Source organism: Thalassotalea euphylliae, from assembly GCF_003390395.1.
In the GTDB taxonomy this organism is placed as follows: Bacteria; Pseudomonadota; Gammaproteobacteria; order Enterobacterales; family Alteromonadaceae; genus Thalassotalea_F; species Thalassotalea_F euphylliae_C.
Map to the genome: position 1 here is coordinate 2,642,243 of NZ_QUOV01000001.1, position 25,737 is coordinate 2,667,979.

The 25,737-nt window shown below is 43.1% G+C and carries 19 protein-coding genes; 4 read left to right on the top strand and 15 right to left on the bottom strand.

Translation table 11 applies throughout. The annotated features are described in order from the left end of the window. Positions 1-250: 250 nt before the first annotated feature. From odhB to sdhC, 6 genes are all read right to left on the bottom strand, one after another. Positions 251-1,741: a 2-oxoglutarate dehydrogenase complex dihydrolipoyllysine-residue succinyltransferase gene (gene odhB / locus DXX92_RS11800; protein ID WP_116000622.1), complete on the bottom strand. Its 1,491-nt coding sequence runs from the start codon at positions 1,739-1,741 to the stop codon at positions 251-253. A 49-nt stretch (positions 1,742-1,790) separates the two neighbouring features. Next, the gene (locus tag DXX92_RS11805; protein WP_116000623.1) at positions 1,791-4,598 is read right to left on the bottom strand and encodes a 2-oxoglutarate dehydrogenase E1 component; all 2,808 of its coding nucleotides are present in this window, start codon (positions 4,596-4,598) and stop codon (positions 1,791-1,793) included. An 80-nt stretch (positions 4,599-4,678) separates the two neighbouring features. Beyond that, a complete protein-coding gene (locus tag DXX92_RS11810; protein ID WP_116000624.1) occupies positions 4,679-5,389 on the bottom strand; it encodes a succinate dehydrogenase iron-sulfur subunit in 711 nt (236 codons plus the stop codon). Positions 5,390-5,400: 11 nt separating this feature from the next. Then, positions 5,401-7,173 carry a succinate dehydrogenase flavoprotein subunit gene (sdhA, locus tag DXX92_RS11815; RefSeq protein ID WP_116000625.1) on the bottom strand — a complete coding sequence of 591 codons (1,773 nt, stop codon included), beginning with the start codon at positions 7,171-7,173 and terminating at the stop codon, positions 5,401-5,403. Continuing rightward, positions 7,174-7,521 carry a succinate dehydrogenase, hydrophobic membrane anchor protein gene (sdhD, locus tag DXX92_RS11820; RefSeq protein ID WP_116000626.1) on the bottom strand — a complete coding sequence of 116 codons (348 nt, stop codon included), beginning with the start codon at positions 7,519-7,521 and terminating at the stop codon, positions 7,174-7,176. Continuing rightward, complete coding sequence (gene sdhC, locus DXX92_RS11825) at positions 7,515-7,889, bottom strand: succinate dehydrogenase, cytochrome b556 subunit (RefSeq protein ID WP_116000627.1); 375 nt, start codon at positions 7,887-7,889, stop codon at positions 7,515-7,517. Before sdhC ends, sdhD begins: the two co-directional genes overlap by 7 nt. A gap of 370 nt (positions 7,890-8,259) precedes the next feature. Between sdhC and DXX92_RS11830 the strand changes: the two genes are divergently transcribed. From DXX92_RS11830 to tcdA, 3 genes are all read left to right on the top strand, one after another. After that, entirely contained in the window at positions 8,260-9,546 is a 1,287-nt protein-coding gene (locus DXX92_RS11830) for a citrate synthase (RefSeq protein ID WP_116000628.1), read from the top strand. A 160-nt stretch (positions 9,547-9,706) separates the two neighbouring features. Beyond that, entirely contained in the window at positions 9,707-11,245 is a 1,539-nt protein-coding gene (locus DXX92_RS11835) for an ATP-binding response regulator (RefSeq protein WP_116000629.1), read from the top strand. Between the two features lie 165 nt (positions 11,246-11,410). Then, positions 11,411-12,202 carry a tRNA cyclic N6-threonylcarbamoyladenosine(37) synthase TcdA gene (gene tcdA / locus DXX92_RS11840; RefSeq protein ID WP_116000630.1) on the top strand — a complete coding sequence of 264 codons (792 nt, stop codon included), beginning with the start codon at positions 11,411-11,413 and terminating at the stop codon, positions 12,200-12,202. 116 nt (positions 12,203-12,318) lie between these two features. On the opposite strand, the gene DXX92_RS11845 is transcribed toward tcdA, so the two are convergent. Further along, positions 12,319-13,992 carry a SufS family cysteine desulfurase gene (locus tag DXX92_RS11845; RefSeq protein ID WP_116000631.1) on the bottom strand — a complete coding sequence of 558 codons (1,674 nt, stop codon included), beginning with the start codon at positions 13,990-13,992 and terminating at the stop codon, positions 12,319-12,321. A 145-nt stretch (positions 13,993-14,137) separates the two neighbouring features. Here DXX92_RS11845 and DXX92_RS11850 point away from each other — a divergent pair, with 145 nt between their 5' ends. Beyond that, entirely contained in the window at positions 14,138-14,365 is a 228-nt protein-coding gene (locus DXX92_RS11850; RefSeq protein WP_116000632.1) for a hypothetical protein, read from the top strand. Between the two features lie 79 nt (positions 14,366-14,444). Here DXX92_RS11850 and DXX92_RS11855 read toward each other — a convergent pair whose 3' ends face one another. From DXX92_RS11855 to nusA, 8 genes are all read right to left on the bottom strand, one after another. After that, positions 14,445-15,893, bottom strand: coding sequence for a hypothetical protein (locus tag DXX92_RS11855; RefSeq protein ID WP_147301959.1), 1,449 nt, complete (start codon positions 15,891-15,893; stop codon positions 14,445-14,447). Between the two features lie 42 nt (positions 15,894-15,935). Next, positions 15,936-16,811: a lipoprotein NlpI gene (nlpI, locus tag DXX92_RS11860; RefSeq protein WP_116000634.1), complete on the bottom strand. Its 876-nt coding sequence runs from the start codon at positions 16,809-16,811 to the stop codon at positions 15,936-15,938. A 289-nt stretch (positions 16,812-17,100) separates the two neighbouring features. Next, the gene (gene pnp / locus DXX92_RS11865; RefSeq protein WP_116000635.1) at positions 17,101-19,230 is read right to left on the bottom strand and encodes a polyribonucleotide nucleotidyltransferase; all 2,130 of its coding nucleotides are present in this window, start codon (positions 19,228-19,230) and stop codon (positions 17,101-17,103) included. Between the two features lie 332 nt (positions 19,231-19,562). Beyond that, positions 19,563-19,832 carry a 30S ribosomal protein S15 gene (gene rpsO / locus DXX92_RS11870; protein WP_116000636.1) on the bottom strand — a complete coding sequence of 90 codons (270 nt, stop codon included), beginning with the start codon at positions 19,830-19,832 and terminating at the stop codon, positions 19,563-19,565. A gap of 201 nt (positions 19,833-20,033) precedes the next feature. Then, on the bottom strand, positions 20,034-20,975 hold the full coding sequence (gene truB, locus DXX92_RS11875) for a tRNA pseudouridine(55) synthase TruB (RefSeq protein ID WP_116000637.1): 942 nt from the start codon (positions 20,973-20,975) through the stop codon (positions 20,034-20,036). Positions 20,976-20,978: 3 nt separating this feature from the next. Further along, a complete protein-coding gene (gene rbfA, locus DXX92_RS11880) occupies positions 20,979-21,395 on the bottom strand; it encodes a 30S ribosome-binding factor RbfA (RefSeq protein ID WP_116000638.1) in 417 nt (138 codons plus the stop codon). Between the two features lie 161 nt (positions 21,396-21,556). Continuing rightward, the gene (infB, locus tag DXX92_RS11885) at positions 21,557-24,217 is read right to left on the bottom strand and encodes a translation initiation factor IF-2 (protein WP_116000639.1); all 2,661 of its coding nucleotides are present in this window, start codon (positions 24,215-24,217) and stop codon (positions 21,557-21,559) included. 21 nt (positions 24,218-24,238) lie between these two features. Beyond that, positions 24,239-25,735 carry a transcription termination factor NusA gene (nusA, locus tag DXX92_RS11890; RefSeq protein ID WP_116000640.1) on the bottom strand — a complete coding sequence of 499 codons (1,497 nt, stop codon included), beginning with the start codon at positions 25,733-25,735 and terminating at the stop codon, positions 24,239-24,241. Positions 25,736-25,737: the final 2 nt, after the last annotated feature.

Here is a 25,737-nt window from a genome sequence, read left to right on the forward strand (position 1 = left end):
AAAAAAGCACTTTAAAATACTCTGCGCGTTGTCTCTGTATCTTAAAACTACAGCCTAGCAGCAGATCCCAAACACATTGCCTGAATACATAAGCGGTATAACAAAATCAATAACGCCATAAATTACGACGGCTAAAAAACGGGCACAAAAAAGCCGCTAAAAAGCGGCTTTTATATTCCTTACTAGTTTTACGATTGAACAGCTCGGTTCAATCGCATCGTTAGCTATCTAAAGCTTTAATACCTAAAAATTAGATATCTAGTAATAGGCGCGTTGGATCTTCTAGTAATTCTTTAATGGTTACTAGGAAACCTACAGACTCTTTACCATCGATTAAACGGTGGTCGTAAGAAAGTGCTAAGTACATCATAGGTAAGATTTCAACTTTACCGTCAACCGCCATTGGGCGATCTTGGATTTTGTGCATACCTAAGATAGCTGTTTGCGGTAGGTTGATAATTGGCGTTGAAAGTAGTGAACCAAATACACCACCGTTAGTGATAGTGAAGTTACCACCTTGCATATCGTCCATCGTTAACTTACCGTCACGACCTTTGATTGCTAAGTCTTTAATGCCTTTTTCAATACCCGCCATGCTTAATTGATCAGCATCGCGAAGTACTGGCGTTACTAGACCACGTGGCGTAGATACGGCAATCGAGATATCGAAGAAGTTGTGGTAAACAATGTCGTCACCGTCGATTGACGCATTAACCGCAGGGAAGCGTTTTAATGCTTCAGTTACAGCTTTCACGTAGAACGACATAAAGCCTAAGCGCGTATCGTGAGTTTTCTCGAATACGTCTTTGTACTGCTTACGCAAGTCCATAATTGGCTTCATGTTAACTTCGTTAAACGTAGTTAACATTGCTGTTGAGTTCTTCGCTTCAAGAAGGCGATTAGCGATAGTTTTACGTAAACGCGTCATTGGCACACGTTTTTGGCTACGCTCACCTAATGCTGCTGCCGCGCCAGCTGTTGCTGTCGCCGTTGCCGCACTTGCTGCTGGAGCTGCTGCAGGCTTGTTAGCCGCTGCTTCAACATCTTCTTTCGTGATACGACCGCCTTTGCCAGTGCCTTTCACGTCGCTCGCAGATAAGCCTTTTTCCGTCATTAATCGACGTACTGATGGTGACGCAATTTCATCACCTGATGTTTGCTCTTCTTGTGCTGGCGCCGCCGCTGGTGCTGCTGATGCCGTTGCACCTGCATTTAGTTCACCAATTTTTTGCTGACCTAATACTGTGTCGCCTTCAGCGTTGATGATTTTACCAATCACACCGTCTTCTTGAGCAACCACTTCTAAGACAACTTTGTCCGTTTCAATATCAACTAATTGCTGGTCACGTGATACCGCCTCACCCTCAGCCACATGCCAAGTTGCTACAGTTGCATCAGCAACTGACTCAGGTAGTACAGGTACTACGATGTCAATTACTTTGCCTGAAGCAGCAGGAGCTGCTTGTGCTGGCGCTGCGTCTGCTGCTGGAGCTGCCGCTGCTGCACCAGCTGCCAAGATAGCAATTACCTGTTCACCTAAAACCGTTGCGCCCTCAACTTCTTTAATTTCAGTGATCACACCGTCAGAAGTTGCTGGTACTTCAAGTACTACTTTATCTGTTTCAATATCAACCAGTACTTGATCACGAGTGACACTGTCACCTACTTGTACGTGCCAAGTTGCAACTGTTGCGTCGGCAACTGATTCTGGTAAAACGGGAACCTTAATTTCGGTTGTCATTAATTTATTCCTTACACACTCTTTAATATTCTCTTTAAAAAAAGAGGGTCTATTCTACATTTAGCGCATCGGTTACTAGCGCTTGTTGTTCTTTTACATGGACAGACATGTAACCTACCGCAGGCGCTGCAGACGCTTTACGACCGGCATAAGTCAAATATGTACCTTCAGGAATTGTGGCACGGAAATGGTGCTGCGAGCAGTACCAAGCACCTTGGTTTTGCGGCTCTTCCTGACACCAGACAAATTGCTTAACGTGGCTGTATTGTTCCAATTCAGCAGCAAGCTCTTTTTCTGGGAATGGGTATAATTGTTCAACACGAATAATTGCAACATTGGTTTGTTCGTTCTTACGACGTTGCTCAAGCAATTCGTAGTAAACTTTACCGCTACAGAATACAACGCGCTCAACATTTTCTGGCTTGATGTTGTCATCAATCTCACCAATCACATTTTTGTATTCGCCAGTCGCTAATTCTTCTAACGAAGAAACGGCTAACGGGTGGCGAAGTAGTGATTTAGGTGACATGACCACCAATGGACGACGCATTGGACGTACCACTTGGCGACGTAACATGTTAAATACTTGTGCTGGTGTTGATGGCACACATACTTGCATGTTGTGGTCTGCACAAAGCTGCAAGTAACGCTCTAAACGAGCTGATGAATGCTCAGGGCCTTGACCTTCATAGCCATGAGGTAACAACATGGTTAAGCCACATAAACGGCCCCATTTTTGTTCACCAGATGAAATAAATTGGTCAAATACCACTTGTGCACAGTTAGCAAAATCACCAAATTGCGCTTCCCAAATGGTTAAACCATTTGGCTCTGCCGTTGTGTAACCGTATTCAAAGGCAAGTACTGACACTTCGGAAAGTACTGAGTCATGAACATCAAATTCACCTTGGCCTTCACGTACATTTTGTAATGGCAAATAGGTGCTTGCATCGTTTTGATTGTGCAATACCGCATGGCGGTGGAAGAAAGTACCACGACCAGCATCTTGGCCTGTAATACGAACGCGATCACCGCCATCAACGATAGCAGCGTAAGCTAAGCTTTCTGCAAAGCCCCAATCAAGAAGCTTCTCACCGGCCGCCATTTTCTGGCGATCGTCATACACTTTCTTAACGCGAGAGTGTACTGGGTGATCTTCTGGGTAGCTTGAAATTGCTGTTGCTAGCTCTTTTAGCTTTTCAACCGGAATTTCATGGTCATATTCGTCATCCCAGTCGTGGCCTAAGAATGGGCTCCAGTCAACTGAGTGCTCAGTCATTGGGCGCCATTGTTCTACAGTACATTGACCTTCGTCTAATAGCTTACGGTAGTACGCTGTTAGCTCTTCAGACTTAGCTGCAGGAATAGAACCATCAGTGTTTAGCTTGTCTGCGTAAATTTGACGTGGCGTTGGATGTTTCTTAATTTTTTGATACATCAACGGTTGCGTTGCATTTGGCTCGTCAGCTTCGTTATGACCGTGGCGGCGGTAACAAACTAAGTCAATTACCACATCACGCTTGAACTTGTTACGGAAGTCTAATGCGATTTGCGTTGCTAGGATAACCGCTTCTGGATCATCAGAGTTAACGTGAAGAATTGGCGCCTGTACCATTTTTGCGATTTCAGTACAGTATTCACCACTGCGTGTATCTTCTGGCTTAGACGTTGTGAAACCTACTTGGTTATTCACGACAATGCGAATGCTACCACCAACCGTGAAAGCACGCGCTTGCGACATGTTAAAGGTTTCTTGAACAACACCTTGACCCGCAATAGCAGAGTCGCCGTGAATAGTAATTGGAAGTACTGAGTCACCGTCGTTGCCTTCGCGGCGATCTTGACGAGCACGTACAGAGCCCATCACTACAGGGTTAACAATTTCTAAGTGCGAAGGGTTAAACGCTAGTGCCAAGTGAACATTGCCACCAGGCGTAACAAAATCTGATGAGTAACCCATGTGATATTTCACATCACCTGAGCCTACTAAATCATCGTGCTTACCGGCAAACTCGTCAAATAGTTTGTTCGGGTTTTTGCCCATTACGTTTACTAAAACGTTTAAGCGACCACGGTGAGCCATACCCATGACAACTTCTTTGGTGCCATGAGTACCTGCACGAGTGATTAATTCCTTCAACATAGGAATTAACGCGTCACCACCTTCAAGTGAGAAGCGCTTTGCACCTGGGAATTTTGCGCCCAAGTATTTTTCTAAACCGTCAGCAGCAATTAATCCCTTAAGGATTTCTTCTTTTTGCTCAGCTGTGAATTGACCTTGTGACTGCACAGACTCTAGTCTGTCTTGAATCCAACGTTTTTCTTCCGTTGAGGTCATGTGCATGTATTCTGCACCAATGCTGCCACAGTAGGTTTTACGTAATGCCTTGTATAAATCGCCTAGCTTCATGGTCTCTTGACCAATGGCGAATGAGCCGACATTGAATTCTTTATCAAAGTCGTTTTCAGATAAATCGTGGTGTGATAATTGAAGATCTCTTACCTTATCACGTTGCCATAAACCGAGCGGATCGATATTGGCGTTTTGATGGCCTCGGAAGCGATAGGCATTGATAAGTTGCAAAACTTTTACTTGTCTTGCGTCAGAACCACCAGAAACAATGACATTGCGAGCAGGCTGTTTTGCTAGTTCTTTAAATTCGTCACGGACGGCTGAATGTTTGTATTCAACATTCGAACCTTCAATCTTAGGGAGAGAATCAAATACATCGCGCCATTCGGCCGATACAGATTGTGAATTTTCTAAATATAATTCGTACAATTCTTCAATATAAGTAGCGTTAGCACCACTTAAATGGGAAGACTCTAACCAAGCCTTCATTACACCTTCGGGCATTAGCTGTTCCTTTACCAGGGGAAAAAGCAACCAATAAATTGTTTAATCTGGGTGAGGCGCAAGCGCCCCACCCTAGCTGATTAAACGGCTCTTTGTAAAAGCATTGACTTGATATGGCCAATAGCTTTGGTTGGGTTTAATCCTTTCGGACAAACGTCAACACAGTTCATGATGCCGTGACAGCGGAATACGCTGTAAGCATCCTGTAATCCGTCCAAACGCTCTTCTGTCGCAGTATCACGGCTATCAATTAAGAAGCGGTATGCATGTAGAAGACCTGCAGGGCCGATAAACTTGTCTGGGTTCCACCAGAATGATGGACAAGACGTTGAACAACATGCACATAAAATACACTCGTATAAACCATCTAAGTGCTCACGCTCTTCGATAGATTGTAAGTGTTCACGCGCTGGTTGCTCTTTACCATCGTTAATTAGGTACGGCTTAATTTTTTCATATTGACTGTAGAACTGCGTCATATCAATAACTAAGTCGCGTACAACTGGTAAACCTGGCAGTGGGCGTAATACGATTTTGTTTGCTTTAACTGCAGACAATGGCGTAATACACGCCAAACCATTTTTACCATTCATGTTTAAACCGTCTGAGCCACAAACACCTTCACGACATGAACGACGGAAAGATAATGTTGAATCTTGCTCTTTCAACAAGATTAACGCATCTAACACCATCATATCTGAGCCTTCTGGAATTTCCAGCTCGTATTCTTTCATGTATGGTGCGTTGTCAACATCAGGATTGTAACGGTAAATCGAAAAAATTTGTTTCATCGTTATGCTCCTTAGTAGGTACGAACTTTCGGTGGGAATGCTTCGCGGTGAACAGGTTTCATATTCACATCACGCTTAGACATGTCTTCAGTCTCTGGCGTGTAAATAGTGTGACATAACCAGTTTTCATCATCACGGTCTAAGAAATCTTCACGTGAGTGAGCGCCGCGCGATTCGGTACGGTAGTTTGCAGCTTTTGCCGTACAGTATGCTGTTTCCATTAGGTTATCAAGCTCTAAACATTCGATACGATCAGTATTGAACTCACGAGACTTGTCAGCTAGGTGGGCATTTTTCAGACGTTCACGGATTTCCGTTAGTTCTTTCATACCTTCCGCCATTGCTTCACCTTCGCGGAATACAGAGAAGTTCATCTGCATACATTGTTGTAAATCTTTGCGGATTTGAACTGGGTCTTCACCGCTAGTAGAAGATTCCCAACGGTTATACCTTGCTAAAGAAGTTTCAAGATCACTTTCTGTCGCTTCTTTTGCCGTTTGAGTACCAGCTAGGTATTCACCTAGGAAGTTACCCGCTGCACGACCAAATACAACCAAATCAAGCAGTGAGTTACCACCTAAGCGGTTTGCACCGTGAACAGATACGTTAGCAATTTCACCAACAGCGAATAAACCTTCAATGATAGTGTCTTCGCCAGTTTCTGGGTTGAAGTGAATTGCTTGACCATTAACGTTACAAGGTACACCACCCATTTGGTAGTGACACGTTGGAATAACAGGAATAGGCTCATCAGCAGGGTGAACGTGAGCAAACGTTTCTGAAAGTTCACATACACCAGGTAAGCGTTGCATAAGCGTTTCACGACCTAAATGGTCTAGCTTAAGCTTGATGTGTGGACCGTATTGAGGGTGGTCACAACCACGACCTTCACGGATTTCAGTCATCATTGAACGAGCAACAACGTCACGACCCGCTAAATCTTTAGCGTTAGGTGCATAACGTTCCATAAAACGCTCGCCGTCTTTGTTTAGAAGGTAACCACCTTCACCACGACAACCTTCAGTTACTAGCGTACCAGCACCTGCAATACCTGTTGGATGGAATTGCCACATTTCCATGTCTTGCATTTGAACGCCAGCACGAAGTGACATACCAACACCATCACCTGTGTTGATGTGCGCATTAGTCGTTGATGCGAAGATACGGCCTGCACCACCCGTAGCGAGTACAGTTGCGCGAGCTTTGAAGTAACATACTTCGCCAGATTCGATATCGATAGCGGTAGCACCTACAACGGTACCTTCACTGTTCTTAACGATATCTAATGCGTACCACTCTGAAAAAACGTTTGTTTTGTTTTTAACGTTTTGTTGGTACAAGCAGTGAAGAAGTGCGTGACCTGTACGGTCAGCCGCCGCTGCAGTACGAGCAGCTTGTTCACCACCAAAATTCTTAGATTGACCACCGAATGGACGTTGGTAAACCTTACCATTTTCAAAACGAGAGAAAGGTAAACCCATGTTCTCCATTTCAATAATGGCTTCTGGGCCGGTTTTACACATGTATTCGATTGCGTCTTGGTCACCAATGTAATCTGAACCTTTAACGGTGTCATACATGTGGAATTCCCAGTTGTCCTCGTGTGCGTTGCCCAACGCTACAGTAATACCACCTTGTGCAGATACTGTGTGAGAACGAGTAGGAAAAACTTTAGAAATCAAAGCACAGCTTTGACCTGATTCAGAAATGGCTAATGCGGCACGCATACCAGCACCGCCAGCGCCAATTACAATGGCGTCAAATTCACGAACTGAAATGCTCACTTACACACCCCATACAATTAAGAAACCTGCTACGAAGTAAGTTAGCAAGGTTACAGAGAAAACAAATTGCAATACACCACGTAGGAAAGTTGCTTTGATGTAGTCAGACAAAACTTGCCAAATACCAATCCAAGCGTGAATAAGTAGTGCAAATAATGACACTAAGGTAAATACTTTCATCGCTAGGTTAGCGAATAAGCCATGCCAGATTTCAAACGTTATTTCAGGAGTGAATGCAAAAAAGCCAGCAATAAATAGTACAAAAGCTGCTAATACAACAGCGCTAGCTCTTAGAAGAATAAAGTCATGTACGCCGCTACGGCCTACAGTTGCTACATTATTTACCATAACCAAACTCCCACTACTGCGGTTAGTACTACCCATAGCGCAATGATAAATTTAGCACTAGTGTTGCCAGACACTTTCTCTTCAAAGTGGCCCATGTCCATCAATAAGTGGCGGATACCACCTAGTAAGTGATAGATGATTGCAGCGGCAATGCCTAACATAATTAATTTAAAGAACACGCCATCAAGCATAGCTTTAACTTGCGTAAATTCTTCAGCGGAAGATAAGGATAATGATAGTGTCCACAACAAGATACCAATAGCAAAGATCATCGCCACACCAGAAATACGGTGCAGAATTGACGCTTTCGCTGCTGGGTGCATCTTAATTGTAGTCAGGTCAAGGTTTACAGGACGTTCTTTTTTCACGATTGATGCCTAAAGTGCTCTTGGAGCCTTCAACTTTTTTATTGTTACTCATGAAATTCTGTTTATGAGCAACCCCCCAGTGATCTACATCCGTTTACAGATGCATACGAATGCATCTCCAAACAGATGAAGATCAGACTGATTATATAGTTGAACTTTGGGAATTACAATTTCCGTTCGATTTTAACGAGTTGCGTATACTTTTTAAGCGAATGAGCTATTTATCTATCAATTTCGTAAATTCAAACACACATTTGAATTGACTTTATGGGGTGACTTTGCAGTAGAATACCCGCAGTTTTATATTCAGAAAAACTGACTAACTAGTCATAGTTATGCAGTAAGTAAAAAAATATAGGGGATAAAACATATGGCTGATATTAAAGCCTCTCTTAGTATTGATGGTAAAGAAGTTGCTGAACTACCAGTGGTATCTGGCACGGCAGGCAACGACGTAATCGACATCCGCACTCTAGGTGCTTCTGGCTACTTCACCTATGACCCTGGTTTCTTAGCAACTGCTTCTTGTGAATCAGCGATTACTTTTATCGACGGTGGCAAAGGTGTATTACAACACCGCGGTTACCCAATTGACGCATTAGCAAAAGAAGCAGACTACTTAGAAGTTTGCTACATCTTGTTAAATGGTCAAGCACCTACGGCTGAACAGTATGATGAATTCAAAAACATCATTACAAACCACACTATGGTGCACGAGAAACTAGCTCACTTCTTCCAAGGCTTCTTGCCTGACGCTCACCCAATGGCAATGCTATGTGGTGTGGTTGGTGCAATGTCGTCTTTCTACCACAGTGATTTAGACATTACTGATCACGAACAACGCATGCGTTGTTCACATCGCTTAATTGCTAAAATGCCTACAATTGCTGCGATGGCTTACAAGTACAGCATTGGTCAACCGTTCGTTTACCCACGTAACGACTTAACTTTTGCTGAGAACTTCTTACACATGATGTTCTCTGTGCCTGCAGAAGAGTACAAGGTTAGCCCAACGCTTGCTAAAGCAATGGACCGTATCTTTACCCTTCACGCTGACCATGAGCAAAACGCTTCAACATCAACTGTACGTTTAGCAGGTTCTTCTGGTGCTAACCCTTACGCATGTATTGCTGCTGGTGTTGCATCTTTATGGGGCCCTGCACACGGTGGTGCTAACGAAGCATGTTTGAACATGTTAGAAGAAATTGGCGATGTATCTCGTGTGGACGAGTTTGTTGCAAAAGCAAAAGACAAAGAAGACCCGTTCCGCTTAATGGGCTTCGGTCACCGCGTATACAAAAACTTCGACCCACGTGCAACAGTAATGCGTGAAACATGTCACGAAGTGTTAGAAGAGCTTGGTGTTAATGATCCGCTTCTTGACGTTGCAATGGCACTAGAAAAAGTAGCATTAGAAGACCCATACTTCATCGAGAAGAAGCTATACCCGAATGTAGACTTCTACTCAGGTATCATTCTTAAAGCGATTGGTATCCCAACAAGTATGTTCACAGTAATCTTCGCGATGTCTCGTACTGTCGGTTGGTGTGCACATTGGGATGAGATGCTATCTCAACCAGGTCAAAAAATCGGTCGTCCTCGTCAAAAATACACTGGCGAAATCAACCGTGAATTTACACCACTTAAAAACAGATAATCTCTGCTTTATATAGTGTTGATTAAAAAGCAGCCTTTACGGGCTGCTTTTTTAGTTTTAGCCTTACCGAATACAAGCCATCTAAGCCCGCCATCTATACAAATGAACGGTTCTTTTATATTCTTGATATTACGGGTGTTTACTTTATGGTCACGCAAACTTGAAGCACGTACTAATAATTGATGACAGCAGACTTGCCAGAGAAGCCATTGCCAAAATATTAATTGGTTGCAACTTTGATAGGTCAGCAATTGCGTTTGTTGAAAATGGCCAAGATGCACTTGAATTGATGACCATGCAGCCGGTTGATTTGCTGATCATTGGAGACAACTTAGCTGATTTCACGCCAGTTAGGTTACTGGAAGAAATTCAAGTTTTGGAAAATGCTCAAGGTACTATTCATTCAGAGCAATCTAGCCAACCTGTGCGGACAACTAAAGCGCCACGTCTAGTGCTATATCGAGAGCCTGCTACCAAAATAGCGTTAGAGCAACGACCAGATCTTGATGCGACAACTCTCGCCAAACCGTTTGATCGACATAACCTATGCACCACGCTACATCAGCTAACAAATTCAGCATGTTTTGAGCATCATCAGCAACAAGACATCCGCCTAACATCCGAAGAGAAAGCCGAAACAGGTGGCTCAGTGCTGATTGTTGACGACGAATCAAGCAATATTGAAGTTGCTGCGGGTATCCTCAAAAACAGGTATCGCGTTGTTGCCGCGAAAAATGGCAAGCAAGCATTAAATATTCTCGCCAAACAACGCGGGAAAATTGACCTTGTTTTACTTGATATCATGATGCCCGAAATGGATGGCTACCAAGTTTGTAGTGCGATTAAAAATGATTCAGAAACAGCCCATATCCCAGTTATTTTCTTAACAGCGAAATCCCAAGTGGAAGACATTACCAAAGGTTTTGCGGCTGGCGCGGTAGATTACATTACCAAACCTCTACAAGGTGAAATCTTGCTAGCACGTGTCAATACACATATTACGTTGAAACATAATCAGGAAAAGCTCGCTCGACAGGTCAATCAATTAGAAGAAACCGCGCAATTACGCGAAGATATTGAAAAAATCACCCAGCACGACTTGAAGGCACCGCTCGCCAGCATTCTATTCCACGCAGGAAAAATAACCGATAAGCCATTGGCAAGCGCAATAAAATCTACAGTTAATAACGTGATAGGAATGATTAACCTCTCGTTGGAGCTGTATAAAATAGAACAAGGTATCTATCAATTTTCACCTGTTGCGACTTCTATTGAACCTTTGATTCAAGATGCTATTTCAGGCTGCCAATTAGAGGCTGAAAATAAGCAAATCAAACTGGTTTTCAACAACCACAGTAAACGTCAGGCGAGTATTGAGCCACTGCTATGCCTGTCTGTTTTTAGCAACTTGATTAAAAATGCCGTAGAAGCTGCTCCCGTCGGCTCTGAAATTTCGATTGAACTAACCGATGACAACGACACCTTGGTTTTCTCTTGTAAAAACCTTGGCGTAATACCAGAATCATTGCGCAACAACCTATTTGATAAATATGTGTCAGGTAATATCAAACAAGGCTCAGGGCTTGGTGCGTACTCAGCAAAGTTAATGACCGAAGCCCAAGGCGGTCAAATTCAATACGAAATTGAACAAGAGCTATACACTAGGTTTATCGTAACGCTACCTGCCCAAAACCAATAGCCTAAGACTTTTAATCCAGATCTGAGTTAACCCAAATTAAGTTAACCCAAATTAAGTTAAGCCAGATTAGCAACAATAAGTAGCCACGTTGTGCAAAGCAATTGCAATTTAGCCGATAGTTCTTGCTATAATACGCGCCTTTTTACTTTGGGTTAATTTAGTTGTATGTCAGATTATCAGCTTAGGTTTGGCGGAATTGAGCGACTGTATGGGGTTCAAGGCGCAGCAGTGATTAAGAATGCCTCGGTTTGTGTTATTGGTATCGGCGGCGTAGGTTCATGGATTGCTGAAGCACTTGCTCGTTCTGGCTTTGGTCATATCACCTTAATTGACCTAGATGATATCTGCGTAACCAACATTAACCGTCAGATCCATGCATTAACTGACACCGTGGGTGAAAGCAAAGTTGAAACGATGGCTGGGCGCATCAAACAAATCAACCCAGACTGCAACGTCACCGAAGTCGAAGACTTTATCACACTAGAGAATACTAGAGAGCTTATCACCTCAGGTTTTGATTATGTATTCGACGCTATTGATTCTGTGCAAGTAAAAGCCTCACTTATCGCGCATTGTAAGCGTCAAAAAATTCCTATGATTACGGTTGGTGGCGCTGGCGGTCAAACTGACCCGACACATATTGCGATTGCCGATCTAAGTCAAACCTATCAAGATCCGCTGCTTGCTAAGGTGCGAAACTTATTACGCCGCGATTATAACTTTTCGCGAAACACTAAACGTAAATTCAGCATTGACGCTGTTTTTTCAACCCAGCAACTGGTTTACCCTGATGCCGATGGCAATGTTTGCCATGCCAAACAAAGCCAAGACGGAGCCATGCGTTTAGACTGCAGTGGCGGTTTTGGCGCGGCTACTCATGTTACTGCTAGCTTCGGTTTTTTTGCGGTAGGCAAGGCGATCGATAAACTACTTAAACGAAAGCTTAACCTTAAATAAGCCAGCCCACTTATTTGATGACTATCAACTGAGCCTATCAAATGGGTTCAGTTGATTATTCAATCGACCATATTAAATACATTAAACAGAAAAAGCTCAGCCTGCTAATAGCTAAGTCAATTTTCGCTCACTAGCGTTTTAATACGCTCAACGATTGCCCTTAGCCCGTTCCCGCGTGATGGGCTTAAGTGTTGAATCAGGCCAAGTTCGTCAAAGTATGATTCAACATCAATTGTCGCGATTTTCTCACTGTGTTGATGATTGAAAATAGCCAACACAATGACCAGCAAACCGCGAATAACTTTCGCGTCACAGTCAGTTTGGAATTGCCATATTCCGCTATCGTCTTTGTTGGCTTTAAGCCAAACATCGCTCTCGCAACCTTGCACTAGGAAATCGCTATTACGTTCATCTTTAGGTAAACGTTCGAGTTGTTTGCTGAGTAACATGATTTCACGATGTCGACCGTCCCAGCCTTTCGCGTTAGCAAACTGCTTAGCTATTTTATCAAAAGGGTTATTAAGAGTAGCCGACTGATCTTCAATAATTTTCTTCTGAATACTTATTTGCTCTTCACCATCTGATAGGAAGCGTTTTAGCGCTAGTACTAAGCTATCTACTTCACTTTTTAGGTTATAGGGAGCAAGAGATACGCGTAGACACCCTGTTTGACCTAGGTATTCCATCAATGGCATCGCGCAGTGGTGACCTGCTCGTATAGCAATGTTTTGCGTATCTAGGTAGGCAGCTACATCGTGATTATGCTCTCCTTCAATGACAAAAGAGAAAATTGGAATATCTGGTTTCTCATCAAATAAAAACTTTATTTGAGGTATCGTTTTTAACTGGCTATGGGTGTAGTCAATTAGCTGTTGCTCATAGATAGCCATTGATGCTTGATATTGTTTAGTAAACGTTAGCGCTTTTGCTAAGCCAAGCACGCCCGCAATATTTGGCGTGCCTGTTTCGAACTTAAAAGGTAAGTCAGCAAAGCTAGTGCCGTTGAAACTAACTTTTTTGATCATCTCACCACCAAACTGATACGGTGGCATTGCCGTCAGTAGTTGCTCTTTGCCATACAACACACCCGCTCCCGTCGGCCCAAACACTTTATGAGCTGAAAAGGCAAAAAAGTCACAATCAAGCTGCTGTATATCAATGCGTTCATGGGCTATCGCTTGCGCGCCATCGATAAGCACTTTCGCACCTACTGCTTTCGCTTTGGCTATTATCCTTTCTATCGCATTTCGCTTGCCAGTGACGTTTGAAATCATGTTAATAGCAATAAGCTTAGTGTTGCTGTTGATAACACTATCAAGGCTCGATAAATCGATGCGGCCGCAAGACGTTAGCGGCAATACGTTAAGCTTAGCGCCCGTGTGCTCTGCTACTTGCTGCCAAGGCACAATATTGGCGTGATGTTCAGCATAACTCACAACAATTTCGTCATGTTTGGTTAGCAGAGGTCTAGCGTAGCACTGTGCAACAATATTGATCGCTTCTGTAGTGCCCTTAGTCCACACAATTTCTTTTTCGTTTTTTGCCCCTATAAACTGCGTTACGACTGCCCTAGCCTTTTCAAACTTAGCAGTAGCCTTCGCGCTTAATTGATGCGATGAACGATGCACATTGGCATTTGACGTTTGATAGTAATCACCAATTTCGTCAATCACTGCAAGCGGCTTTTGCGTGGTTGCGGCATTGTCAAAGTAAATCATTGACGAATTTAACGGGGTTGATGAAAACAGTGGGAATTGTTTACGAAATTGTTTGGGAGAGAATTCAGCCATCAAGAATTTGACATTTTACCTACATAAAACTTCCACAATTATACCTTAGTATCTGTATTCGACAGAGCAATTATTCGGTTCATTCGTTGTCAATTACACAATTTGTAGTCTATACCTATTAGACAATAAAAGAAGGATAATAAATATGACGCTCTACTCTTGGTTTAGAGATTCGGTAGAACAGAATAAAATAACATGGGGTAAATCAGAAAATATTCAATTAAACCAGTCAATGTGGCCTGTAGCAGAAGTAAGAGACGGTCTGCTTGCTTCAACTAAAAAGCCCACTACCACGAATAAAGATACGACTAGAACGATTAAATATAATCAAGCTATCGAAAACACAGAATCTCTAACATTAAAAAGAAGTTAGCCAGCGCTAATCTTGTTATTAGTAAAATCGCTGGCAGATAAAAGCGACACCATCTGTTCATTCACATTCATATTTGGTGTTAATGTCTAGCCTTGTTTAACCAGCTCAGCGCTTCCTTACCCTTTTTTGCTCGATACATCGCAACGCCAAAATTATAGTGATAACTTGGCATTTTAAACCTACTCAGATTTTGGCCAAGCAAATGAACATATAATGGTGGTAAAGGGTAATCATGATTATTCATCATGGTATTGCGCTGTAAGGGCTTCAACGCAGTAACGCTTTTACTCTCCATACAAGTATCTGCAACAAAGACGCCCACACCTTCAGGAGTTAATGCCTGATTCACAGGAATCTTGGTTAGGTTGGTTTGCTTGGCCTGATTAGCTTGATTAGCACTAATCGTTGGCGCAATTTGTGTGTACCAAGGCAATTTTTCTAATTGCTGCAATGAAACATAACCTTCAGATACAGTATTAGTGCTTACCGTCGCGATATTCCAACTTAATTCGCTATTAGTTGATTGACATACTGGATGTGTTTGCTTGAGTTTGTACTCATCTACAAACCCCAGCAAGTGTGCAACTTCATGCGTAAAGATTTTGCCATCATCTGCTCTATCCAAATACAATATTCCCATGTGAACATTAGCGCCGCCTTTAGGGAGCATCAGTGCAATGTAATCACTTGGTACATGTGCCAGTGATGTTAATTCGCTAGCTAACCTTGCTTCATTACAGCGAATCGGTGTTTTTGTTTCTAGCTCACAGGCATCAGTAAATGGCTTTACGTATCGAACATCAGCAATGCACAAGAATTGGTTTAGGTTTGACTTTTGGTACTCTTTAGCAAGCTGTTGCCAGCGCCTTAAGTCACCTAGCTGATTTGCCAATAAGGTAATAGATAATGGGCATTTACTTGGATCAAGATCAGCGTTGAAACGCGGCAACGGCTCAGCCTGCGATATAACCTTGAACTCTACCAGCTCATAATACAAAGGCAGTAAATGAGTTTGAGCTCTGAACTTAGCAGCGAGTAGCGTCAGCTTGGCTTGCTCGCCTGTTGCCATTAGGCCATTTACTTTGGCGGCTGCTATATCGAGATCCCAATTAGCAATAACACCCACATCAAGCTCATTAATTTTGCTATGCTCTTCATTTTCCTGCCATAGCGCTAAGAGCTTACCGGTCGCTTCATCTATTCCTTGCAGATGGCCTTGCATTAAATATCTTTCTGCTTGCGTGAAGTGCCCTTGAGCCAAATGCCAGCTGCCAATATCGGTGCTGATCATTGGGTCATTCCTAGCTAAACGCACGCCACTATTTAACCAACTAACACTGCCTTCATCACTATTAGCAAAGTTAAAAAAATGTGCCTTTGAGTGGTTTTGTTTCAAGGCAAAAGTCTGCAGCGTAATATCAGGCTCTTGGTTTAGCGTAAGTCGATCAAAATAGTCATAAAATGAAAAAGAGCTTGATGGCACAATTGCCATCAAGCTCATGATTATTAATATTTTAAAATACGACATAATACGACACAAAGAAACAGTCAGTAGTAAGTCATTTAACGGCTAAAACTGCTCGCCTTGTCTCACAAGATCAAGCTCTAGTTTGGCATACCTGTGCTCAACAAATTCATAGACATTAGTGCTTAATGCCAACTTGAAAAAGTTTAAAGCAACTTTGCTTTGACCGTTAAATTGTGCGTGTTTGCCAAGATAAAAGTACGCTTCACATAACCTATCAGTTAGTGCTTTATTTGAAGACACATTCTGCGTTAATTGCCCAATAAACTGACGCTGTGAAAGTTCACCTAGATAAAGCTGAATAATTTGTTTGGCCCAAACTTGATCGCCAACTCGCTGGGCGCGTTCGCGTAAGTTAATTTCGGCTTGTTCTGGTGAATATGCGCGCTCGGCTATGTATAACCAAAGAATGCGGTAAGGATCGTTTGATTGTTTGCTCAAAAATACTTGTAAATCGTCTGCTGCCAGCTCTGCGCGGCCACCGTAATATAGCGCAATACCACGGTTTAAAAATGCGTATTCATGCTCCGGCGCCAAATCAATGGCGGAGTCAAATTGATCATAGGCTTGGTTAAATTCCTGCATTTGGGTGAAATGAATACCAAGGAAGTTGTAGGCATCAACCAGATCTGGTTTCAGTCGCAAAGCGCGATTAAAGTCTAAACGTGCTAGGTTCCTTAAGCCTACACTGTCGTATATTACGCCGCGGTCGTAATAAAGCTGAGCGCGTTCAGCATCACTGATTTCTGCACGTTGAATGACTTCGCTTAAGCGTGCAAGTGCAATCTCGCTTTTGAAGTTAACTGGTAAAGGCTCTGCAATAACAAGGTTATTAACGGCTGATGTTGATTGCGAAGTTGAAGCACAACCCTGAATAAACAGAAAGCTGGTGGTTAACGCAAGAATAGCTAATTTTTTCACTCAGAAAGATACCTACTGTTAACTTATCACTAACCTAGATTGCAAAATCTTGTTTATACATTTCATACCAGAGAAAATAAAACAGCTGCTATTTTAATAGGCAAATGACCCATCAAGTTCGCAAGTACATGACATTTATACGGCAAAGAATCTAGATTTTTTGTAAGAGTAATTAATAACTTTTTGAGTATATAAAAAAGGGAGCTTGATAGCTCCCTTTTTCTTAGCCAAATTAGCTAGCCAACTTATTGGTTTGCTAATGTTTAGCTTTTAGTAATAAAGGTGAAGATTAAGCTTCTTCGTTTGGCGCGTCAGTTGCTTCTTCAGCAGCAGGCTTAGCTGCAGCTTCTTTCATGCTTAAACGCACGCGACCTTGACGGTCAACTTCAAGTACTTTAACTGTCACTTCTTGGCCTTCAGTTAACACGTCAGCTACTGCATTTACGCGCTCTTCTGAAATTTGAGAAATGTGAACTAAGCCGTCTTTACCTGGTAAAACGTTAACGAACGCACCGAAATCTACGATACGAACAACTTTACCTGTGTAGATTTCACCTACTTCGATTTCAGCTGTTAGCGCTTTAATGCGGCTAATTGCATCTTCTGCTTGGCCGGCATCAGTCGCTGCAATCTTAACGGTACCGTCATCTTCGATTTCAATCGTAGTGCCGGTTTCTTCAGTAAGCTGACGAATCGTTGCGCCACCTTTACCGATAACTTCGCGGATCTTGTCAGCACTGATTTTCATCGTGTGAATACGTGGTGCGAAATCAGAGATATCGTCACGTGCTGAATCTATCGCTTGGTCCATTACGCTTAAGATATGAATACGCGCTGCTTTTGCTTGGTTAAGCGCAGTTTGCATAATATCTTGAGTGATACCTTCGATCTTGATGTCCATTTGAAGTGCAGTGATACCTTCAGAAGTACCTGCTACTTTAAAGTCCATATCACCTAAGTGATCTTCATCACCAAGAATGTCAGAAAGTACAACGTGGTTGTCACCTTCTTTCACAAGACCCATTGCGATACCAGCAACAGAAGCCTTAATTGGAACACCAGCGTCCATAAGTGCTAATGAAGTACCACATACAGAAGCCATTGATGATGAACCATTTGACTCAGTAATTTCTGATACCACGCGAACTGCGTACGGGAATTCTTCAACCGTTGGCATAACCGCTAACACACCGCGCTTAGCTAGTCGACCGTGACCAATTTCACGACGCTTAGGAGAGCCGATAAAACCAGTTTCACCTACTGAGTACGGAGGGAAGTTGTAGTGCAACATGAAGTTATCAGTTTTTTCGCCAAGAATGGTTTCAACTTTCTGTGCATCGCGTTGTGTACCAAGTGTTGCTGTCACTAGTGCTTGAGTTTCACCACGTGTGAATACGGCACTACCGTGAGTACGCGGTAATACGCCAGTCATTACATCTAGGGCACGGATCATTTCTGGATCACGACCATCAATACGTGGGTGACCTTGCGTGATACGACCACGTACGACATTTTTCTCTAAGTCGTGGAATAAATCTTTTGCTTCTTGAACGTTTAGTGCTTCATCTTCAGCAAGTAGATTTTCAACTACTTCGTTGCGAATTTCAGCAACACGCTCGTAACGCTTAGCTTTTTCAGTAATTTGGTAAGCTTCGTTTACTTGGGCAGATGCTAGCTCGTCGATTTTTGCGATAAGCTCTGCATTTTTCACTGGTGCTTCCCAGTTCCAAGATGGCGTATTTACTTCGGCAGCAAACTCTTTGATTGCTTCGATAGCTTTTTGTGATTGTTCGTGACCGTATACAACAGCGCCTAACATCACCTCTTCAGAAAGAATTTCAGCTTCTGATTCAACCATTAATACGGCAGAGTCGGTACCTGCTACCACTAAGTCTAATTGGCTTTCTGTCAATTCAGATTGAAGTGGATTTAATAAATATTGGCCATCTTTATAACCAACACGCGCAGCACCTACAGGACCATTAAAAGGTGTACCTGTAATAGCTAATGCGGCAGATGTACCTAGTAATGAAATAATGTCAGGTGAAATTTCTGGGTTAGCAGAAACAACAGTAATAATTACCTGTACTTCGTTCGTGAAGCCTTCCGGGAATAACGGACGAATTGGACGGTCAATCAAACGTGCAATCAATGTTTCTTCTTCAGAAGGACGACCTTCACGTTTAAAGAAACCACCAGGGATTTTACCCGCAGCGTAAGTTTTTTCTTGATAATTTACCGTCAAAGGGAAGAAGTCTTGACCTTCTACTGCCTCTTTTTTAGCAACAACAGATACTAATACTGACGTATCATCCATTGAAGCCATTACTGCTGCTGTTGCTTGACGAGCAATAACACCCGTTTCTAATGTTACGGTATGTTGACCGTACTCAAATGTTTTAGTTACCGGAGTAAACATTTACAGATTCCTTAGTTTAAGACACCAACTTACCTATTTAAGTCAGCTCTGTTTTCTTTCGTTTAATTTGCCCGCTAATTATAGCGATAACAATCGCTATTACTAGCGCTTAAATCAATTAAAACCAGATTGTCACATTTACATCGTCAATAGCGTTTATTAAAGAGAATTTAGGCGCTATTTTACGTTGGCAGAGCAGTCAAAAAGTGGGTGTTTGGGATTGTTGAATGATGGCAGAGGTTCGATGAGCAAATAATAAAGATCAAAAAAGGCGCCGAAGCGCCTTTCTTTTACCAAACTCATTTGAATTTGATGGGCAAATAAGCCGTCGATTAACGACGTAAACCTAATTTACCGATAAGCGCAGTGTAACGCTCAACATCTTTACGCTTTAAGTAGTCTAAAAGCTTACGACGTTGGCTAACCATGCGTAATAAACCACGACGTGAGTGGTGATCATGGATGTGCGCTTTGAAGTGACCTTGTAGGTGGTTGATTTGTGTTGTTAACAAAGCAACTTGTACTTCTGGAGAACCAGTGTCACCTTCTTTAACTGCGTATTCAGCAACGATAGCTGCTTTTTGCTCAGTTGATAAAGACATAATAAATACCTTATATAGTTTAGTGTTAAAAATCGCGTCAAGCCGAACACTAAATCAGCAAGACGTTCAAAAGAGCGCGTATTCTAGCACCCTCGCCTATTTTTGCAACCAGGCGTTTAACTGCCATAGCGAAGCCGACACAGATAAATCGCCTTAGCTAAACCGGAATAGTTAAATCACTTCGCTACAAAAGTTATCAGCTTATTCTTCTGCCGCTGGCACAATTATGCGTTTAGGTGCGACTAAGCCATCATCATTGATGTAACCAACACCCAAGAATTCACCTTGCTCGGTAAATACTTGTACCAAGCCATCTAGCGGCGCACCCGATGCTTGCACAGGGTTACCGTGGCGAAGGTAAACCACAGAGGCGTCGTCAACTTCAACTTTAGGCATACCTTCAAGTGCGGTTTCCATTGGTAACAACAACTCATCTAAATAAGTTGATGGCGCAACACCCTCAGTTTTAGCTTGCTGAAGCTTTTCTTCTAACTGCTCAATGGTCACCATTTTATCCCGTGGGTAGCTGCCTACACTGACGCGGCGCAACATTGAGACATGCGCGCCACAGCCAAGTAATTCGCCTAAGTCATCAACGATGGTACGAATATACGTGCCTTTTGATACATGCAGCTCCATATCAATTTCATCGCCATCTATGCGAAGCACTTCTAAACGAAATACTTCGATATCACGTGCTTCACGTGGCACTTCAATACCTTCACGGGCATATTTATAAAGTGGTTGGCCTTGATATTTCAGTGCCGAGTACATTGACGGAATTTGCTTTGACTTACCGCGAAACTTGTCAACCGCAATCAAAATATCCGCATCAGTCACGTCAACAGGCTTAGTGCTCACCACTTCGCCGTCCGCATCACTGGTGGTGGTGCGCACACCAAGCTTGGCAGTAACAATGTAGGTTTTGTCAGTATCTAATAAAAACTGAGAAAACTTAGTCCCTTCCCCCAAACAAATAGGCAGCATGCCTGTTGCTAATGGGTCAAGCGCACCGGTATGACCTGCTTTTTGTGCGAAGTAAATCCCTCTAACTTGTTGCAACGCCTTGTTTGATGAGATCTCCAATGGCTTGTCTAACAGTACAATGCCGTTAACTGCACGACCTTTTCTGCGTTTCGCCATGGGTTATGCTTCCCCACCTTCATCTGAGCTTTGCTCGTCAGTAGCATCTTCACCAGCGCGGCGTTGATCTTCAGCAACCGCTTGGTTAACCAAGTTAGTCATGCGCACACCTTCAACCAGTGATGCATCATATTCAAAACGAAGCTCTGGCATAATGCGCGCTTTAATTCGCTTGGCAAGCAAGGTGCGAATAAAGCTAGCCGCTTCATTTAAAATTTTGACCGATACTTCTTCGTCTTGCCCTTCAAGGGTGAAGAAGGTGACAAACACTTTGGCGTAGGCTAAATCGCGCGTTACTTCAACGGCATTCACCGTCACCATACCTAAACGTGGATCTTTGACTTCACGCTGGATAATGGTGGCTACTTCTTTTTGAATTTGTTGAGCAACGCGATCGGTACGAGAAAAATCTCTGCTCATAAAAACTCCTAGTTAATTCTCAACTCTCTATTCACAACTGTCTATTCACAAATCTGTTGCCAAAACGGCAGTTATTGAAACCGCTATAAAAACAGAATAGCTGAGATAAAAAACGGGGGCAAAGCCCCCATTTAACAATATGATTTAGCTAAGTGACGCTATTATAGCGTACGCTTAACTTCAACGGTTTCAAATACTTCGATTTGGTCACCGACTTTAACGTCATTGTAGTTCTTAACACCGATACCACACTCAGTACCGTTACGAACTTCTTGTACGTCATCTTTAAAGCGGCGTAGTGACTCAAGTTCACCTTCGTAGATAACCACGTTTTCACGTAGTACACGAATTGGCGCGCTGCGCTTAATGATACCTTCCGTTACCATACAACCAGCGATTGCACCCAACTTCGGTGACTTGAACACGTCACGTACTTCAGCAAGACCAATGATTTCTTGCTTGAATTCTGGCGCAAGTAAACCACTCATCGCTTGTTTCACTTCGTCGATTAAGTCGTAGATAACGCTGTAGTAACGTAAATCCACGCCTTCTGCTTCAATCACTTTACGCGCAGATGCATCGGCACGAACGTTGAAACCAACCACGATAGCATTTGATGCTGCAGCAAGTGATGCGTCAGTTTCTGTGATACCACCCACACCAGAACCGATGATTTTCACTTTAACTTCGTCAGTTGATAACTTCACAAGCGCATCAGAAATCGCTTCAAGTGAACCTTGAACGTCAGATTTAAGTACCACGTTAACTTCAGAAACATCGCCTTCTGCCATGTCTGAGAACATGTTCTCAAGTTTAGCTTTTTGCTGACGAGCAAGTTTCACGTCACGGAATTTACCTTGGCGGTAAAGCGCAACTTCACGTGCTTTCTTCTCATCTTTAACAACCGTTGCTTCGTCGCCTGATTGCGGAACGCCAGAAAGACCTAAAATCTCTACTGGAATTGAAGGACCAGCCGATTTGATTTGACGACCTAATTCATCGCGCATCGCACGAACACGACCATACTCTAAACCACAAAGTACGATATCACCTTGCTTCAAGGTACCTTCTTGAACAAGTACAGTAGCTACTGGGCCACGGCCTTTATCAAGCTTAGATTCAACAACAACACCATTTGCCATTTTATCAACAACAGCCGTTAGCTCTAATACTTCAGCTTGAAGCAATACAGCATCCAATAGCTCGTCGATACCAAGACCAGTTTTCGCTGAAACGTGAACGAACTGCACATCACCACCCCAATCTTCTGGGATAATGTCGTGTTGAGAAAGCTCAGTTTTAACGCGATCTGGATCAGCAGTTTCTTTATCCATTTTGTTAACAGCGATAACAATTGGCGCTTCTGCTGCTTTCGCGTGCTGAATAGCTTCAATCGTTTGTGGCATTACACCGTCATCGGCAGCTACAACAATGATTACGATATCAGTAGCTTTTGCACCACGAGAACGCATTGCCGTAAACGCGGCGTGACCCGGAGTATCTAGGAAAGTGACCATACCTTGATCAGTATCTACGTGGTAAGCACCAATATGTTGCGTAATACCACCGGCTTCGCCTGCTGCAACTTTTGCTTCACGGATGTAGTCAAGTAGTGATGTTTTACCATGGTCAACGTGACCCATGATAGTCACAACTGGTGCACGTTTTTCAGCTTCACCCGCGTCACCGCGATCAGATAATACCGCTTCTTCTAAGGCATTCTCTTTCACTAAAACCACGTTGCGACCCATTTCTTCAGCAACAAGCGCGGCTGTTTCTTGGTCAATCACTTGGTTAATGGTCGCCATAGCGCCCATTTTGAACATGACTTTAACAACTTCAGCGCCTTTTACCGACATTTTGTTGGCAAGGTCAGCAACTGAAATCGTTTCACCGATGCGAACATCTTGTAGCTTCGTTTCAGCTGGTTTTTGGAAGCCATGTTTTAAGCTTTGTGGTGCAGATAAGGTTTTCTTCTTACCTTTGCCCGCTCTTACAGGTCTATCTTGTGGCTTCTTCTTCTTGCGACGACGACCGCCTTCGTCTTCAGCATCAACTTTATCTTCTGCTTCTTGCGCGTAAACTGAAGATGTTACGTGAACCACGTCATTTTCGTGTTTCTTGCGCTCTTCTTCTTCCGCTTTCCAGCGCGCTTCATTTTCTTCAGCAAGCTTACGTGCCGCTTCTGCCGCCGCTTTCGCTTCTTCTTCCGCTTTTGCTTTTGCTTCAGCTTCTTGTTGCTTACGAATACGTTCAGCTTCATCAGCTTCTGCTTGTTGCTCAGGCGTTAACGCTTTTGCCGCTTCAATTTCTTGTGCTTTCGCTTGTGCCGCTTCTTTTGCTTTAGCGTCCGCTTCCGCTTTCGCCTTAGCTTTCTCTTCCGCTTCTACTTTAGCTTTCGCTTCAGCATCTGCCTTAGCCTTTGCTTCTGCCTCAGCAGCTGCTTTAGCTTCCGCTTCTGCTTGTGCCTTTGCTTCTTCAGCAGCTTTAGCTTCCGCTTCAGCTTGTTGCTGCTCTTCTAAGTCACTGCGCTTCACGTAAGTGCGTGTTTTACGCACTTCTACTTGCACTTGTTTAGCTTTTGAGCCGCTACCTACAGAAAGTGTTGTTTTCTTTTTGCGGCTAAGCGTCATTTTGCTTGGCTGAGCGTCGCTGTCGTCACCGTGTTGCTTGCGCAGGTGAGTTAATAACGCTTCTTTTTCTTGCTCGGTTACTGTGTCGTTTGACGTTTTGGTAACACCTGTTTCAGCAAATTGACTGATTAGTGTATCAACCGGCGTACCGACTTCGCTGGCAAGTTCGGATATGGTTACTTCTGCCATTTAAATAATTCCCCCGGCGTTCTATTCTTCGTTAAACCAACAGATGTTGCGAGCAGCCATGATTAGCTCACCTGCTTTGGTTTCATCAAGTTCTTCAATTTCAACTAAATCATCAACACCTTGCTCTGCAAGATCTTCAAGTGTTGCTACACCCTTGCTTGCAAGTACAAATGCTAAGTGACGATCTAAACCTTCAAGTGCTAATAAGTCTTCTGCTGGCTCAGCACCTTCTAATGATTCTTCGCTTGCTAGTGCTTGAGTGGTTAATGCACCTTTGGCACGCTCACGTAATTCGTTAACGATATCTTCGTCCATACCATCAATTTCTAATAGCTCATTGACAGGTACGTAGGCAATTTCTTCTAACGATGTGAAACCTTCATCCACTAATACACCAGCGAACTCATCATCGATATCTAGTTTTTCAGTGAATAGGTTTAATACTTTGTCATTTTCCGCTTGGTGCTTGGCATTCATGTCGTCAACTGTCATCACGTTTAGTTCCCAACCTGTTAGTTGGCTAGCTAAACGAATGTTTTGACCGTTACGACCAATTGCCATTGCAAGGTTGCCCTCTTCAACAGCGATATCCATAGTGCCTTTGTCTTCATCAACGATGATTGATGCAACTTCTGCTGGCGCCATAGCATTGATAACAAACTGTGCTGGGTTGTCGTCGAACAACACGATGTCAACACGCTCACCACCAAGTTCACCAGATACAGCTTGTACACGAGAACCACGCATACCAACACAAGCACCTACTGGGTCGATACGCTTGTCATTGCTTTTTACTGCAATTTTAGCGCGTGAGCCTGGATCGCGTGCTGCACCTTTGATTTCCAACATTTCTTCGCCAATTTCTGGCACTTCAACGCGGAATAGTTCAATCAACATTTCTGGCTTAGTGCGACTTACAAATAATTGTGCACCACGAGCTTCAGGTTTGATTGCGTATAACAAACCACGAACACGGTCACCTGGACGGAAGACTTCACGTGGTAACATGTCATCACGGTATACAATCGCTTCAGCATTGTTACCTAAGTCTAGAATAACGCTATCGCGGTTTGCTTTTTTAACAACACCGGTAATTAGCTCACCCACTTGCTCTTGGTATGCATCAACAATTAACGCGCGCTCTGCTTCACGTACTTTTTGTACAATAACTTGCTTAGCAGTTTGCGTGGTAATACGGTCAAACTTTACTGATTCAATTTGCTCTTCAACGTAGTCGCCAACATTCAATTCTGGGTTTTCAAATTGAGCAGCAGCTAAGCTGATTTCAGCAAATGGGTTTTCCATTTCTTGTTCAGCATCATTGATAATTAACCAACGACGGAAGGTGTCAAAATCACCAGTTTTGCGATCGATGCAAACACGTACTTCAATATCGCCTTCGTATTTTTTCTTAGTAGCAGTTTCTAGCGCAGTTTCCATCGCCTGGAAAATGCTCTCGCGAGGTACCGCTTTTTCGTTCGATACGGCATCTACGACCAGTAAAACTTCCTTACTCATGT